Annotated in this window: 11 protein-coding genes; all 11 read left to right on the top strand. The window is 62.3% G+C overall.

The window, feature by feature from the left end; translation table 11 throughout:
* Positions 1-828 (top strand): type VI secretion system baseplate subunit TssF (locus AC1D1X_RS03205; protein ID WP_477697820.1); only part of this gene is annotated, 828 nt, incomplete at its 5' end.
* The gene (tssG, locus tag AC1D1X_RS03200) at positions 792-1,988 is read left to right on the top strand and encodes a type VI secretion system baseplate subunit TssG (RefSeq protein ID WP_477669982.1); all 1,197 of its coding nucleotides are present in this window, start codon (positions 792-794) and stop codon (positions 1,986-1,988) included. The genes AC1D1X_RS03205 and tssG, both read left to right, overlap by 37 nt.
* Positions 1,985-4,627 carry a contractile injection system protein, VgrG/Pvc8 family gene (locus AC1D1X_RS03195; protein WP_477697819.1) on the top strand — a complete coding sequence of 881 codons (2,643 nt, stop codon included), beginning with the start codon at positions 1,985-1,987 and terminating at the stop codon, positions 4,625-4,627. Before tssG ends, AC1D1X_RS03195 begins: the two co-directional genes overlap by 4 nt.
* Before the next feature lie 6 nt (positions 4,628-4,633).
* Complete coding sequence (locus AC1D1X_RS03190) at positions 4,634-7,255, top strand: DUF2169 family type VI secretion system accessory protein (protein ID WP_477669980.1); 2,622 nt, start codon at positions 4,634-4,636, stop codon at positions 7,253-7,255.
* A gap of 83 nt (positions 7,256-7,338) precedes the next feature.
* Complete coding sequence (locus AC1D1X_RS03185) at positions 7,339-8,346, top strand: pentapeptide repeat-containing protein (protein WP_477669979.1); 1,008 nt, start codon at positions 7,339-7,341, stop codon at positions 8,344-8,346.
* Positions 8,343-8,921, top strand: a complete 579-nt coding sequence (locus AC1D1X_RS03180) for a DUF3540 domain-containing protein (protein ID WP_477697818.1) — start codon at positions 8,343-8,345, stop codon at positions 8,919-8,921. Before AC1D1X_RS03185 ends, AC1D1X_RS03180 begins: the two co-directional genes overlap by 4 nt.
* Positions 8,922-8,924: 3 nt before the next feature.
* Entirely contained in the window at positions 8,925-9,323 is a 399-nt protein-coding gene (locus tag AC1D1X_RS03175) for a DUF4150 domain-containing protein (RefSeq protein WP_348049148.1), read from the top strand.
* 2 nt (positions 9,324-9,325) lie between these two features.
* Positions 9,326-9,796: a hypothetical protein gene (locus tag AC1D1X_RS03170; protein WP_477669977.1), complete on the top strand. Its 471-nt coding sequence runs from the start codon at positions 9,326-9,328 to the stop codon at positions 9,794-9,796.
* A gap of 11 nt (positions 9,797-9,807) precedes the next feature.
* Positions 9,808-11,280, top strand: a complete 1,473-nt coding sequence (gene tssK, locus AC1D1X_RS03165) for a type VI secretion system baseplate subunit TssK (protein WP_477697817.1) — start codon at positions 9,808-9,810, stop codon at positions 11,278-11,280.
* Between the two features lie 11 nt (positions 11,281-11,291).
* Positions 11,292-12,044, top strand: a complete 753-nt coding sequence (locus AC1D1X_RS03160) for a DotU family type IV/VI secretion system protein (RefSeq protein ID WP_477669975.1) — start codon at positions 11,292-11,294, stop codon at positions 12,042-12,044.
* A 10-nt stretch (positions 12,045-12,054) separates the two neighbouring features.
* Positions 12,055-15,972: type VI secretion system protein (locus AC1D1X_RS03155; RefSeq protein ID WP_477697816.1), on the top strand; the 3,918-nt coding region annotated here is incomplete at its 3' end.

The following is a 15,972-nucleotide window of genomic DNA, read 5'->3' as shown; positions in this document are numbered from 1 at the left end:
CAGTACGAATACCAGCTAACCGCAGACGTGCAGAACCGCCAAAACTGCGAGATCTACAGCATTGAGGAGCTGGTTTCCATTAGCGCCGACGGCAGCCAACGCAAGCTGGTGCCGTACTTCGAACTTGGGAACGCGAAGACGCGCGGCACCGATGACTATTTTTATGTCATGCGGCGCGAGGAAAACCAGCTTGGCGGCATTGCCGGTACCGAGGTGTTCATATCTTTTCTTGATGTCCGGCAGCAGATGGCACTGCCGCCGGCAGAAGTTGTTGGCGGGCGGGCGCTTTGCACCAATCGCAAGCTGGCAGAACAACTGCTGGTCAAGCAACCTCTGCAGCTCGAAGGGGCGGGGCCGATCACGGTACTCGAAGTGATAAGCCGGCCCTCGCGTCACATCACCCCCGCGCTGATTGGGCGGCGTCCCTGGTCGCTGGTTTCCCAGCTCGGCATGAGCCACTTGTCGATGGCAGAGGGGCCGCAGGCGCTCGCTGCATTCAAAAGCATGCTGCGCGACCACATCGACCCTCTGCAGACACAGGCTTTCCGCAGCATTGAAGGAATTCAGGCGCTGCAATGTCGGCCCGGCATGCGCTACACGATACGCGATGGAGTGCGGGGCTATGTGCAATGCCTCTATATCACCCTTACGCTGAATCGAAAACAGTTCGAGTCGACCAGCATGCTGCTATTTGCGTCGGTGCTGCGCTATTTTCTTGCGCTCTACTCGACAGTCAACAACATGGTCTGCGTAAGCCTGGAAACCACTGACGAGAAAGGAGTACTCAAAAGATGGCCGCCAATGGTTGGGGCCCAGATCGTTCTTTGAGCCGCCGGCTCGAGCAGCGTTTTGGGGAGTTCAATTTCCTGCAGATGATCCGTCTGTGGCTGCGCCAGCCGGATGATCGTGCCGGCGGGTCGGGCCAGACCGTGCGTTTCGAGGCTGATCTTGATGCGGGCTTTCCCGCGCGCGCGGCGAGCGCCGTGCGCGTGCAGGCCATTGCATCCGGGTCGTCTGCGGTTCCGGCGTTGATCGAAGCTGAAGGCGATCTGCATGACCGGCCCCAAATGCTGGCAATCATCACCCCGGACTTCTGTGTTGGCAGTGCACTCGGTCCCTTGCCCGAACCTTTTCTCGAGTGGATGCGCGAGCTGGATCGTGCAGGAAAATCCGCGACGCGCGCATTTCTCGACATTTTCAATAACCGGCTAAATCTGCTGCGTTATGAAACTCGCGCCGGCTTTGAGCCTGGGCTGAACAACGAGCGGCCTGAGCGCAGCCAGCTTGCCGAATACCTTGGCGCGCTGATGGGGGTGGACAACGCCGAGCAGGCCGGGCAAATCCCGATGCCCCAGCGCCAGTGGCTCGGCATCGGGGATTTGCTGGCAAACGGCCGGCGGTCGGCAGCCGGGCTGGTTCAGGTGATCTCGGCGCAGCTTGGATTTCCAGTCAGGTTGCAGCCACTGGTGGGCGCATGGCGTGCAATCGATCCGGACGATCAGCACCGCCTGGGCCGCAGTGGTCACCGGCTTGGCGTTGACATGCTGCTTGGTCGCAGCACTTGGGATCAGCAGTCGCGCATCCGGCTGACCGCAGGCCCTGTCGCTTACTCCCAACTGGAGGCACTGCTGCCGCCGCTGAAAAAAGACACAGAACCAAAGCGTTCGCTGCGTCAATGGCAACGCCTGCAACGCCAGGTCGATATAGGCAGTGAAGCACCTGCCGTGCACAGCTCGTATGAGGAACTGCAAGGCTTGCTACGGTTGATGCTTGACCGTCGCCACGATGCCGAGATCGAACTTTCGGTGCTTGCAGCAGAGGTGCCGCTGGCGCGGCTGGTATCGACTCAGGCCTCCGGTTTCTCCGGTATGCGTCTGGGCTTTAACGCATGGCTGAAGTCGCGGCCGACGGATGGCACCGCTGGCGTTTCGGGTGTTTGTGTTGCGCGCTTTCTGGTCCCCGCCTATGAGTCGGGAGCCATGACATGAACGACCGCGTAACTGGCATGACGACCCCGCTGGCTCTGCTGTCGCCGGCGCCGGTCGTCTACCTGCATGTCGCGCTGTTCCTGGAAACGGGCGTCATCCTGGGTGACGGTAGCTTTCGGCTGGTCAGTTTTAAAGGGCAGGAAAGCATTTCTGATCATTTTGAGTACGAACTGGAGTTGCACGGAAACTCGGACCCCGAGAGCGGCCTTGAGCTGGCCTTTGATGACCTGCTCGGGCGACCGGTCACTGTGGGGGTTCACTACCCTGTGTTGGATGGCCAGCAGCAGCCGACGCGCGAGGAAGCCAACGAGTGGTTTGACCAGGCCGTACACGGCCAGGACGAAGGCGTGCGGTTGACCCTGTTCAATGGCATCGTCGCATCCTTCTCAATGGAGCAGCCAGGCGTCTATCGCGCGACCATGCGGCCGGCACTTTGGAAGCTTACGCTCACGAACAACTACTGCATCCATCGCCAGCTGAATGTGCGTGATGCTATTGCGGGCGTCCTGCGCAAGCACAACATTGACTTTTCGGTCGCGGCGCTGGTTGGCTCAGGCAATCTGGCAGTCGCGAGGCAGYAGGACTGGCTGCAGGCCGGCGAAACCGACTATGAGTTCGTGCGGCGGCTCATGTCGAAAGCGCACATCTACTATTTCTACGTGACCACCGGCACCAGTCACACAGCGGTTTTCGCCAACCGGCCTGTTTACCCGGAAGCCCTGCCCGATGGCAGGCCGCTACGCTACTGCGGCACCCAGGAAGACGCTCTCGGCCTGGCTCAGCCTGACATGATCAGCGACTATAGCTTTCAGCAGAGCCTGGCCAGCAGCGCGGTGAACTCGGTATTCACACGCGAAGAGGCGGCTTGGGAGTCGGATGCGGTGGCTGGGTTTCAGAGCTTTCATGCTCAGACCAAGCCAGCGCCTGGTACCTTGCCATTCAACCAATACCAGATCTATCAATACGGCTGCAGCGACGTTGAGGTCGATCACTATGCCCATGCAACGCAGGACACCCTGGATACGGGTAGCCGGCAATTCAGTGGTTCGAGTTATTGCCCCTACCTGCATTGCGGGCACCGCTTCTCGGTGACGCAGGAAGTGCGCTCAGGACAATGGCCATTGCAGGTCAGACCTCAGCTGGAGGGCAGGAGCTTTGTCGCAACACAGGTTCAGCATGAGGCAACACTCGACGGCAGCTACAGCAACAAGTTCCAGGCGACAGACGCCCAGGGGCTGGTCACGCCGTTCTCCATCCAGGAGACCCAGCAGGGCAGTGTGCTCGCCAGTGTCGTCTCGGGTGGAAACCAGGGTGTTGCGCCGGTGGGTTGGCGCTATATGCAGAAGGATAACTTTGACCCGGAGACCAGCCGCATTGTCGACAGCGAGGGAATTTCTCCGGTGCTTGAGGCGCAGGGAGTCTATGTGCGGTTCTCGACAGGCCAGGACATCTTTTCACCGGACGGCGCCGACCCGGCGGAGCCGGTCTGGGTCAAGCTGGCGCCACACATGCAGACCGTGCCGGAGATCGGTACGACCGTCATCATCACGCGGGCGCAGGATCAGTCCGAGCTGCCTGAAATCCAGAGCATCATCCAGGCTAATGGCACCAAGGTCATCATGCCATCAGGCTGGACGGCCAATACCAACGTTGGCAGCAGCTATTCGACGGCCTATGGCGACGGCAAGAGCATCCGTTTCGGCTTGCACTCCGATGCTGACCTGGACAACGCGGTTGCCATCGTCAGCCAGCAATACGACAGCGGAAAGTTCCGCGAATCGTCGTATTCGCAGGGGGCCAGCTATGGCTATTCGACCTCCGAAGACGGCGCGAACGGCCTGTTGAGCCAGTCGGATTCCTTCGGTTCGACCCACAGCACGCACAAGGGTGCGGAAAGCTGGAGCAGCACCGAGTTTGGTACGACCACCAACCACTCGCTGGTGACCGGTGACGCCACCAACACCAGCAAGACCGAAGGCACGCTCAGCAACACGACTTCGCAAAACATCGTGTTCAATACAACCACGACCGCGAGCCAAACCAGCGAGTCGTTCACGGTCAGCAGCGTCAACCTCGACGTAACCGGTCAGCACATCTCGACCTCGGCGGTCGGTATGGCTGTCAGCGCAAGCGCGACCGGAGTGCGGCTGTCGGGCTCGATGGAGGGAATGAGCAGCAGCAGCAGCATGGTCGGCCTCAGCGACAGTGACTCGGTTGTTGGCATGAGCATGCAGACCAGCGCAACCGGTTCAAGCAACAACGTTGCGGTGACGCTTGCTTCGGATCATGTCTCGATGACGCTGGTCGATACGGGCACCAATCTGGTTGGCGTCAGCAACAGCACCTCTCTGACCGGTGCCAGTACGGCGATGAACCTGGTTGGCGCTCACAACGAGGTCAGCCTGACCGGCCTGTCCAGCCGGGTCAGCCTCACGGGCCAGAGCAACAGTGTTTCAGTTCTGGGGTCGAGTACTGACATCTCGCTGTCGGGCGACACCACGGCGATCTCGATGAAAGGCGCATCAACCTCGATTGAAATGACCGGGGCCGGCATCCTGGTGCAACTCACCGCGTTGCAGGCGACGATGCAGATCACGGGCCTGAGCCTGACGATCACCGAGCTGAAGATCTATCTCTAGGCCGCCATGAAGATCATCAAGCCCTTGAGCCTAGGCCTGCTCTACAAGACATACCGGCAATCCGGCATAAACCGCCTGGTGGTGACGGCGCTGGGTTTTTTTCCGCTGGGTGAAGTCAGGCCGCAGCGCTTTCTCATGGAGGGCCCGCAATGGGCACGGGTACTGGCCGCATTGCCGGTGGGCCAGGCGCTGGACGAGGCGATGCCCAAGACCGGGGCCGAAGCCCTGGTGCTGGGTCGCGCTTGCGCGCCGGGAAACCGTCCGGTGAGGCGCATGGAAGCGCGGCTGCAAGTCGGTCCCATCGACAAGCGTCTGGCGGTTTTTGGCGACAGGCAATGGCGCTATGGCGTCTTGCCGCTCTTTGGCATCTCGCAGCCTGCGGAATTTGTACACATGCCGCTTGATTTCGCACATGCCTTCGGTGGTCCGGGCTACGAAGACAATCCGGTTGGCTGTGGCCATGACGGCAACCGGTTCGCCGCAATAGCCGGTGCGAACGAAGGGGTTATGCCGAACGTCGAGTACGCCGCCCAGCCCGTTGACTGCCATGGGCGTCGCTATCCCCCTGCCGGACTTGGGCCCATGCCTGTCGATTGGGTGCCTCGCAAGCGCTATGCCGGTACTTACGATGAACGCTGGCTGCGCGAGGATTATCCCGGCTTGCCGCGAGATCTTGACTGGCGGCTCTATAACCAGGCAGCGGCCGACCAGCGCATCGCGAATCCTTTCGCGGGCGGCGAAGCCTACCTGTTACAGGGGATGCATCCACAGATTGAGGCCATCCGGGGCACACTGCCTGAGCAGCGCGTCAAGGCTTTCGCGCTCAAAAAAGACGCTTCTCCTGCTTCGCTGGCTGAAATCGGGCTGCGCATGGACACGGTATGGTTCCTCCCCGAGCAGCAACTCGGTGTTGCGGCCTGGCGGGGCGAGATTCAGGTCGCTGACAGCGATGCACTGGACATTGGGGTATTGATGCTGGCTTACGAAGGCGCGACCGAGGCGCCGCGTACCTTGAACTATTACGCAGAAGTGCTCACGCTGCGCCTGGACCCCAAGACTGCACCGTTGCATGCACTCAACGAGTCGCAGCTCGCGCCGCGGCTCGATCCTGCCGATCCCGCGCTGGCTGCCACCGAAGCCGAGGCGGCACTGAAAAAACGCCAGGACGTGCTTGACGAAGTGACGCGCGAATTTTGGCAGCAAAGCGGCATGAAGCCGCCCGCGGGCTACGAGCCGCCAAAAGCCGGGCCGCCCCTGCTCCAGACGCCGTCGGCGAAGGCCCTGGCCGACGGTGACATGGACTTGACCGACCTGATGCACAGCGTCGAAAAGCTGGTGGCCAGTACCCGCGAAAACGCGGCCGCTCAGCAGGCAGCACTTGCTCACCAGCTTGCAGAGCTACAGGTGCTGACGGGGCAGACGGATGTTCCCGCTGGGGAGCATGAAAATGCTCCGGAGTCCGGGCCGCTCTGGGTGGAGGTGTTGCAGCGCGCCGATGGTACGGCGACGCGAGAGGCACTGGCGCCGCTCGCGCTTGCCGCAACGCCGTCCCAACATGCCGACCTTATGGCAGCCGCGCAACTTAAAAGCAAAGCCCGCCATGCGTCTCCCGTCCCGCTGTCGCCCGCGCAGGCGCTGTCGCCCGCTGTCGCGTCGCTATTGGGGGCACAGGTGCTGGCCTGGGCGAAGGCCGGAGAAAAGCTTGCCGGCCGCGACCTTGCCGGCGCGGACCTGCGCGGTGCAGTACTTGCGGGCCTTGACCTTGGTGGATGCCTGCTGGAGTACGCCGACCTCAGCGGTGCGGACCTGCGCGGCTGCAACCTGCGCCGCGCTGTACTGACGCAGGCGCGGCTCGATGGCGCACTACTTGATGAGGCCAACCTTGATGAGGCCAATCTCTGCAGTAGTCATGCATGCGAAGCGAGTTTTCGCGGGGCGCGCCTTTGCTCGGCCCGTGCTTCCAGGGCGAACTGGACACAAGCTCGCGGCTGCGATTGCGACCTGTCAGCTGCGCAACTCGACGAAGCAGATCTTTGCGGCGCAAACTTCGATCGCGCGACGCTGGACACAACAATTTTCAACCAGGCCAAACTGGCTGGAAGCAGCTGGTGCGGTGCCTCGTTCAACAAATGCGTTGCCTGGAAGCTGCAAGCCCGGGGGGCCGATTTTTCGGGTTCGCGATGGCAGAGAAGTGCACTGATCGGTTCCGACCTGTCGACCAGTCAATGGAGAGAGGCCCGGCTGGTGCAAGTCCAGGGGAATGACAGCGACTGGCGTGGCGCCGACCTGTCCGGATTGCGCGCTGAACGCGGAAGCTGGACGCAAAGCCAGTTGCAGGGTGCGCGGCTCGACGGCGCTTTCATTATGGCGTGCGACATGAGTCGGGCTGACCTTAGTGCCGCCAGCCTTGACGGTGCCTGCCTGCCGCGCACTCTCATGATGAAGGCACAACTGCCCGGTGCGAGTGCCGTGGGCACCGACTTCTACCAGGCGTTGTTGCGAAAGGCTGACTTTGGAAAAGCCGATCTGCGCGACGCCAGCCTGTATGAAGCCGAACTCACTGAGGTCTGCCTGGTTGATGCGGACACACGCGGTGTACGTCTGGATGCGCGCAGGAGGCTCGCATGAGCAGGACTTACAGCCAGGCCTCCGCCCAGGATTGGGCCGAGATCCAGCGCCTGGTGCGGCTTGGCCGTCCGGTGCGTGGCCAGATGCTGGCCGGACTTGATGCAAGCGGCCACGATTTCACAGGTGCGGTTTTCAGCGGCTGCCAGCTGGCGGGTTCGCATTGGGCCGGTGCCCAGCTGGAGGGAGCGTCCTTTATTGATTGCGAACTCGGCGCGGCCGACTTTTGCGATGCCGGGTTGCGCCGCACCGCTTTTTGCCAGAGCCGTCTGGCTGGCAGCGATTGGCGTGGTGCGTCCGGCACAATGCTGGCCTTCAGTCAGTGTGACCTCCGCCAAAGTCGTTGGGACGGTGCGCGCCTTGAGAAATCCATGTTGACGAAGTGCGACATCGGCGGCTCTTTCTGGATTGAGGCGCGCTTGCTGCGCAGCGCATTTGCAGATTGCCAGTGGGGCGGCAGCGACTGGCAGGGTGCCGAATTGCAGCAGGTAAGCCTGAACGAGGCACAACTGCAGGAAGCCAGGCTCGCCGGCATGCGAGCCAGCACCAGCCTGTTTATCAAAGCCAGCTTCGCCGGGCAGAAACTGGCCGGCGCCAGCTTGTTGCGTTGCACTTTGCAGGGTGCCGATTTTTCAGGTGCTGATCTGAGTCGCGCCAGCATCCGTGAATCGAATTGTGCCGAAGTCAGCTTCAGCGAAACTCTGATGGGCGGCATTGACGCGACACGCTGCCAGTTCGTAAAAGCGAAGTTTGACCGGGTAAATCTTGACGGCGCCCAACTCGAGGGTGCGGTATTGCAAAAAGCCCAACTCAACGGAGTTTCGCTGCGCGGGGCCGGATTGGTGAAAACGATCTGGGATCACAGCAGGCTTGACAGTGTCGTTTTCGCGGGATCGGACTTGCAGTTTGCCCAGTTCGCGCATGCGAATGGTCGGGCAATGGATTTCCGGTACTGCAAGCTCGACCGCACGAGTTTTCACTGTGCGGTCTGGACCGGCGCCGATTTCACCGGTGCCAACGTAGCCGCCGCCCTCGGCACCCAGGAGGCGCGCGCTGCCGCCGAAAAACGCTCACTTGAAATGGAAGCAGCATGAAACAGGCAACACAACAGCTTGACCTTCCCGTGCGCGCCGCAACCGTGCACGGCTGGGGAGAGGCGAGCATAGGCCGGTCGCTCGGACAAGCGCGGTGGCGGCTGGCGGACGGCCGGCTTGCGTTGCAAGCGGTTTCCTGCCTGCTCACGCCCCTGCCTGGTGACACGGTGGCCGTGTTGCAAAGTGCTTCGGGCTTGTTCGTGACCCATATTTTGCTGCGACCGCAGCCGGCCGCGGACACGCCGGGCGCAGGCCGTGCAGAGCTTTCCGTGCCGGGTGCGGAGCTTATGGCGATCACCCAGCCAGCTTTTGAGCTGGCCTGCACCCGTCAAATCGCACTGCGTTGTCTTGGTGACGTCGAGCTGACGTCGGCCAGCGGCTCCGTCAGCGTCAACGCAAGAGATTTCCTGGCGTCCGTCAGTGAGACCATGGTGCAGTCGGCACRCCATCTCGTAACGCGTGTCGAGCACGGGATCATGCAGGCCTCGGCGCTGCTGCGGCTCCATGGACGGCAGGCGTTGGTTACAGCTGAAGAAGACATCAAGCTCGATGCTGAACGCATCAGCCTGGGATGAGTCATGTTCGCCAATACGAACCTCTGCGTCATCAATTTCGCGTTTCCCGACGTCTGTCTGGTGCCTACGCCGGTGGGGCCGGTGCCCATTCCGTTTCCCAATATCGTCATCACGATTTCGCACATTCCTTCGCAGGCCTGCGTGATCATCGGCGGCGGACTCGCTGAAAACCTGGTGACGCAGGGCACGTTGAGCAACGGTGACGAGCCCGGCGTCAACCTGGGCGTGGTTTCGGGCATGGAAATTGGGCCGGACCGATACCTCATGGGTAGCTTCAAGGTCGCGATGGGCGGTGTGTTTGCGACACGGCTGACCAGTGTGGTCGGGCAGAACGGCATGATAGGCAACGCGATCGGCATGTCGATCACACCTTCGCAGGTATGCGTGATGGTGCTGGGATGATCATGCGCATCGTCAACGGTTTTCTCGGCACAGCGGCATTGCTGGCTGTTTCCGGCTGCGGTTTTATCAGCTACGCGCTGGGCTACAGCCCTACTACGCCGCTAAAGACGCTGAACATCGTCGCCGAACTCGATGCCAATCAGAATATGGGAACCGAGGTCGACCTGGTGTTTGTCTTCGACAAGAACGCGGCGGCCGTCTTGCCGAAGACCTCACCCGACTGGTTTGCCAATCGCGACGCGCTGCAAGCCGGTCTGGCCAGCGGCATCGCAGTGCTTGGTGTGCAGGTTGTCCCTGGCAGCACGGTCACCAACCAGCCCCTGCCCATTGGTTATGGCAAGGCCGTCTATGTCTACAGCTACGCAAGCTATGTGAGCGCCGGCGGTCAGGCTGTCGCCAACATCACTGCCTACAAATGCGCATTGATCACCCTGCGTAGCACGCAGATCAGCTATACGAGCTGCCTTTCATGATTGGAGAACCCATGCCCGAAACCACTTCAGCGCCTAAAGCCGCCCAGCCCGCAGCGAAGCTGTTCTCAGCTGCGGCTGGCCCGGCCTTGCCCGACAGTGTCCAGTGGATCGAAGGGATGCTGCTGTCACCCCAGCATTTCCAGCAAAGCGATGTTTACTGGCAGGAGCAGTTGAGGTACCGGCTGTCGTGCGTCGCGCCGGATTTCTGGGGGTTGAGCCTGCTGCAGCTGGATATGGTGAAGCTCAAGGCCGGTATCGTCGCAATCAAACGGCTTGAATGCATCATGCCAGACGGCACGCCGGTCGTGTTTCCCGGCTCGTACACCGGAAAAGCGCTCGAACTTGATGTCACCGCGCAGTTGCAGCGCACGCCGGATGGGGTGCGGTTGTCGCTGATCATGCCCGTGRGGGGCAACGCCTCCAATCACTGGAATACGACACCGGCACGCAATGAGGTTGTGCACGGCCTGGTATCGCTTGACGAGAACACCCTGACCGGATCGGTGCCGGTCGACCGCCTGCGGCCGGCGATCTCGCTGTCAGCCGAAGTTGCAGCTCCGGCCGGCTACGAGGCCTGTCCCTTGTTCGAGTTGTTCCGGCGCGAAGAAAACAGGCATGTCGAATTCAAGCCCTACCACCCGCCCATGCTGTGCTGGCAGGCCGGCGATTTTCTCAAGGCAACCGGCTTGCGGCACCGGCTCCAGCTGCTCAATGAAGCGCTGTGGCTCAAGCTGCGCGAATTGGGCGCTAATCGGGAAAGCGACGGCCCCGAGGACGATGAATTGCAGGGTGCCCATTTCCGCAAGCACCTGGAGATGGCCCGGCGGCTGGCTGCCGTGCTGCCTCAGTTCAGCCTCATCGTGCAGCGCCCCGAGTCGAGCCCGCGCGCGGTCTACGACAGCCTGGCGCTCCTGCTTGGCGCGATGGCATCGTTCGGCGCCAATCCCATCCCGCCGGTGCTGGACGCTTATCAGCACGATGACTGTTCGCCGCAGTTCCGGCGTGCGCTGGACTATGTGGTGCGCAAGCTCAGCTATATCAATACCAGTTTCGAGCTGCAGCCGTTTGAACGCCATGCCGACGGCACATTTACACATGTGTTGCCTCCTGACGCGGGTGAACAACTGCTTGTCGAGCTCAGGCCGCAAGGCGGCCAGGGCCTGGGGGCCGATGGCCGCGCGTCACTGGAACGCTGGTTGCTTGACGCCTGCATTGCGAGCGAGGCGTTGCTGCCTGCCGCAGCCCGGCTGCGCGTGACTGCAAGGCCACGCCTTTTGACCGCCGAGGAACTTGCGAAGCGCAACCTTCGCTCGGGGGCCGCCTTGTTTGCAGTCGACAACCAGGTGCTGCAGCTCAAGGAGGGCGAGACCAGACTGTTCGGCCCGGGACAAAACCTCGTCATTAGCGGTGACAAGAAGTCACCGGGAACCCCGCCCGCAATGATTCTGCTTTATCGTCCGCGCGCCGCAGGCACGCGGACCTGAAAGACGCAGCCATGCAGCCTGCCGCTTTGCCCGAAATGCCGCTCCTGAGCTGCTTTGCGCAGTTCTATGAGGAGGTTGCGCGCGTGCGGCAGGAAAGCGAACGCGGGTCGCTGCAAGCCTACCTGGGGGTCTCCGGTGCGGCACCGGCCGAGCCGGCCGAACTCGCGGGCCGTGTGAGCCTGCGCCTGGCCGACCTTCTGGCCGGCCAGGCACGCGATATGCGGGCTACCGCGAGTGAGGCGCAGCAACGCGCCTATACGGCAGCCAGCTATGTGATGGTGGTGCTGGCTGACGAGATATTCATCCTTGAACTCTCGTGGCCGGCGCAGGACGCCTGGCTCGAGGTTTTGCTTGAGCACCGGCAGTTCGGTTCGCGCCAGGCCGGGCGACGCTTCTTCGACATGGCGGAGCAGGTGCTGGCTGTGGTGTCCCGATCCAATCTGCATCGCGATCTCGCTGCCTGCTTTCTGCTCGCGCTGCAGCTTGGGTTCAAGGGAATGCACCGGGGAGCGCAGGGCCAGCTGTTCCTGGACACGCTGCGCCAGCGACTGTACCGTTTTGTCAACGGCCGATCGGCAGAGCCTGACGGCAGGCTGTTTGTGCAAGCCTATGAACACACGGTCAAGTCGACTGCCGATGCACGGGTGGCGCCCCTTCGCCCGTGGTTGCGTCTGGCGATGGGCTATGCATTTGGCTTTGTGCTGGTGTCGTCGGCGCTCTGGCTATGGCTGATCCAGCCGCTGGTCAAGGTTGCAGGTGTCTGAGATGAGCAGCATGAACAGCAGTACCTGGTTTGGCGTGCTTGCTGCGGTCGCGACAGTATTCGGCATTCTGGTGTTATGGCTGATCGTGCGCTCGCGCCGGGCCAAATTGATCGTGGCCACCGGCGCCATCAAGCCGGTTTTGGCAGCGAGTTTCTGGCGAACGCGCTGGCAGTCGTTCCTGGCCTGGTTGCGCGGATTGCGGACCGTGCTATCCAGAACCGCAYGGGAGCGCTACCAGCAAACCTGGATCATCTTGATCGGGCAGGCCGGCGCTGGTAAAAGCAGCCTGGTCGCTTCGTTGCTGCAGGTCCGGCAACGGCCAGACGCACAGGCGGCGACGATCGCCGGCGTCCCCCACACAGCCTGGCACAGCCTGGCACAGGGTGAACTCATAGACCCGCAAGGCAAGCTCAGCGCTGCCGGTCAAACCGGGCCCGACGCGGCAGATTGGCAAGCCGTACTGCGCGGACTCGTCCACCTGCGCCCCGAACGTGCACTTGACGGGGCGCTATTGGTGGTTTCCTCCCGTAACTTGCTGGGCACGGGCCGTGAGAGTGTGCTTCAACTCGCGCTCGATGCCCGGCGACAGCTCGACGACCTGCGTTCCGCCACCAGCCTGGCCTTGCCGGTCTACGTGATCGTCAGCCAGTGCGACGCGGTTGATGGATTTGCACCGTACTGGCGTCTGCAGGGGCGTTCGCAGAGGGAAGGCATGTTTGGCTGGTCGGCGCGCGACGGCCTGTTGCAGTCCGGCCCGGTCCAGTGGATTGACGAGGCATTTGTTGGCATCGGTGAACGACTCAAGGAGATCCAGGTAGAGGCCGCTGCGACCCAGGAGCAGATTGCCGACGCTGATGCGTTTTTTCTGTTTCCGAGGCATTTCGAGCGTTTGCATGCGCCCTTGCGCGACTACCTGGCCGAGGTCTTTCACGACACGGCGACGACGCAGCCTGCACTGTGCCGAGGTGTCTATTTCACGGGCTGCACCGAAGGCACCGGTGCGCCAGCAGGCATGCCGCGTGCCGATGTCTCGTTTGCCGAAGACGTCCTGACGCAGAAGGCGTTGGGGGAATGCGGGCTGGCGCGCGCCACGCTGGCGTCATTCTGGTCGCGTGAGCCGGGGCTGCTGCGGCTTCAGCAAGCCTGCATCGTGCTGGCCGGGTTGCTGCTGTTGGCGCTGGTGTTATCGGGCTGGCGGCTGCAGCGCCAGGTTGATGGTCTGGGTCGCAGCATCGCCGCGCTCTACCAGTCGCAGGCACTGGCAGGTGCACAGGAGAGCTGCGCCGGCCGCCCATTGATTGACGATGCGCTGTCCCGGGCCTCGGCCCTCGATATCGACATGGTGTTCGCGACGATGCCGTTGTCCTGGGTCGATCGGCGTGCCAGCAACAACGCGGTGCAGGCTGTCTCCAGTACCGTGATGGYGCGCACGGTGTTTCCGGCGCTGGCTTGCGGCCTGCAGGCGCGGGTCGCGCGGCTCGACGCTGGTCTGGCCGTAGCGTCCGAGCCGACGCTTGCCGGTATCACAGTCAACAACTCGGCGTATGCCAAAACCCGCGCCAACCTGAAGGTGCTTGCGCTGGAGGTGAACAACCTGGAAGACAAGCTCCAGCGTTTCGCACGCTTGACTGCCATACCCGCCGAATCCACCGTCCGCAAGCTGGATGATCTCAACCTGATTTATCTCTACGTCTACGGAGCGGGCTTGCCCCTTGCTGCGGCGCGGCCCGGCGGCGTGGTTGCCGCTTCGCTCGAGCAAGTGCCTTACAGCGGCGTGGTGAATGTGCCCGAGCGTTCGCGCGGCAACTGGGCGCGCCAGTTGGCGAATTCCAGCCGGCAACTGCATGTCGATTTGCTTGCTGAGGCCTCGACGGGCCCCAGCCTCCTGGCCAAGGTTGATCCGGCAAAAGGGCCGCTTGTTGACAACACCAGGCGGTTCACCTCATGGCTGGTCTGGGTCGCCAAATCATGGGTGCCATCGGACCCGAACAACAACCCTTGCGCCGATGACGCGAAGGAACTGCGGCAACTGCTGTCGCCCCTCGTGACGCAGTACAGCTATCCGAAAGACCTGTTGGCAGGTGACGGCGGTTTTGATGAGGCAAGGTGCTACAACCCGGCCATGCAGGTGCTGCGCGGCATGCAGCTTTCGCCCTACGGGCCTCTGCTCATCGCACAGGGCCAGAGTCTCGTCATGAATCCGGCACTGTCGGCAGAGGTACGCGGCCTCGAAAGCCTGCTACAGCAGACTTTCATGCAGGTCCGGAACCCGCAGGCCTTCGCCTGCGTGAGTTCAGCGCCGGGCTGGCGCCTGGCAGACCTCGGCCGGTCCATGAATTACGCTGCTGATTACCAGCGATTCGCAGCAGGCCAGGGACTGCCGCCTCTCGGTGCGCCGGCAACCAGCAAGCCGCTGTTCGACCGGCTTGCGAGGGCGCAGCTTGAGCAGGTCATGAATGACGCGATGCGCTCGGCGCAGTCGGCGGCAACTGAGTCGTTCGTGCTTCAGGGACTTGACGCGGTCTCGGCGGCAGACCAGCAGCTTTTGCAGCAGAGTGGTGATTTTTCGCGCGCACTGGATCCGCTGATCGGCAACCTGCGGCTCTATACCCAGTTCGGCTTTACAGCGAGCGCAGGACGCGTTTCACAGTGCGCGCGGGACTTTTCATCGGATGCTCTGGGCCGCGTCTCAGGCCTTGTGAGTGGCAGCCGGCTTTATGACCCCGAGGCCGGTCCTGCCGACGGCCTGCTCGTGAACCTGGGCACCACACCGGTGATACGCGACTACCTCGCGCGGCAGGTTGCGCGCGCGCAGGTACTCGCTGGCTACGCTGATCCTTTCGTGAATCTGTTGCGCAACACTGACGGCGTCAACGATGCGCAGCGCGACAACGCGCAAACCTTGCCGTACTGGAGTAATACGATCAATGAGGTCACCAGTTACGTGCAGTTCAAGGATCCGGGCAAGCAAGTCGGCGCGCTCGACACGCTTTTCCTCAAGACCATTGCCGATCTCACCTATGCGAACTGCGGCAAGGTGCTGGCGGCCTACCAGCCAGCCGACTACGGCAACGACATGTTCTCGGAGAGGCGGCGCGACCTGATTGCGCAACTGAATCTGCGCTGTGTCGATCGTCGTACCGAACAGGCAACCACTGCCTACGATGCCCTGGCCAAACGGTTCAACAGCCGGCTCAAGGGTCGGTTTCCGTTCGGCGAGACCAGCAGTCCGGACGCCTCGYTGGCTGAGGTACAGACCTTCTTCAGTGACTACGCGGCACAACGTGAATCGCTGCAACAGTCGCTGTCAAGCCTGAGCAGCCCTGGCTGGGTCGTTTCGGCACGCGGGTTCCTCAGTGAACTCGATGCAGCCGATCAGTTTCTGCGGCCAGGCTTGGGTATAGGCGCAGCACCGCAGCCTCTAAAGCTCGACATCACTTTCCGTGCGCTACCCCAGGAGTCGCCTGGCAGTGAACAGGTCGTGAGCTGGGTTGTGAGCTCAGGTTCACGGGTGGCGAGCTATCCGGGTGGAAAGCCGTCAACCGTGGATTGGAGCTACGGCCAGGTGCTCGCGCTTGATCTGAATTGGGCCGAGCTGTCTGTTTGGCGACCGGCTGCTTACCCGGCGCAAAGCGGCTACCGGGCCGAAGGCAGCACAGCTTCGTTTACTGAAAGCGGCAACTGGGCGCTGCTGCGCATGCTGCAGCGCTACCAGCCTGCGCCGGCACGACCGGCCGATCCCCTCAAGCCCGGCAAGGCATTGCTCGAATTCAGCGTGCCGATACAGCGCACGACCCAGGCGACACCCACAGCAGCCCCGGTTGTCACGACGGGCCAGGCCACGTTCTACCTCGGCTTGACCCTGTCTGGCACCGATCCGAAATCCCAGGCCAGTACCCGCCTGGTCTGGCCGGGACCTTTCCCCAAG

This window comes from Polaromonas sp. P1_G4 (assembly GCF_056405475.1).
Note: the sequence above shows the minus strand (reverse complement) of the source record. Positions and strands in the feature narration are given on the sequence as shown.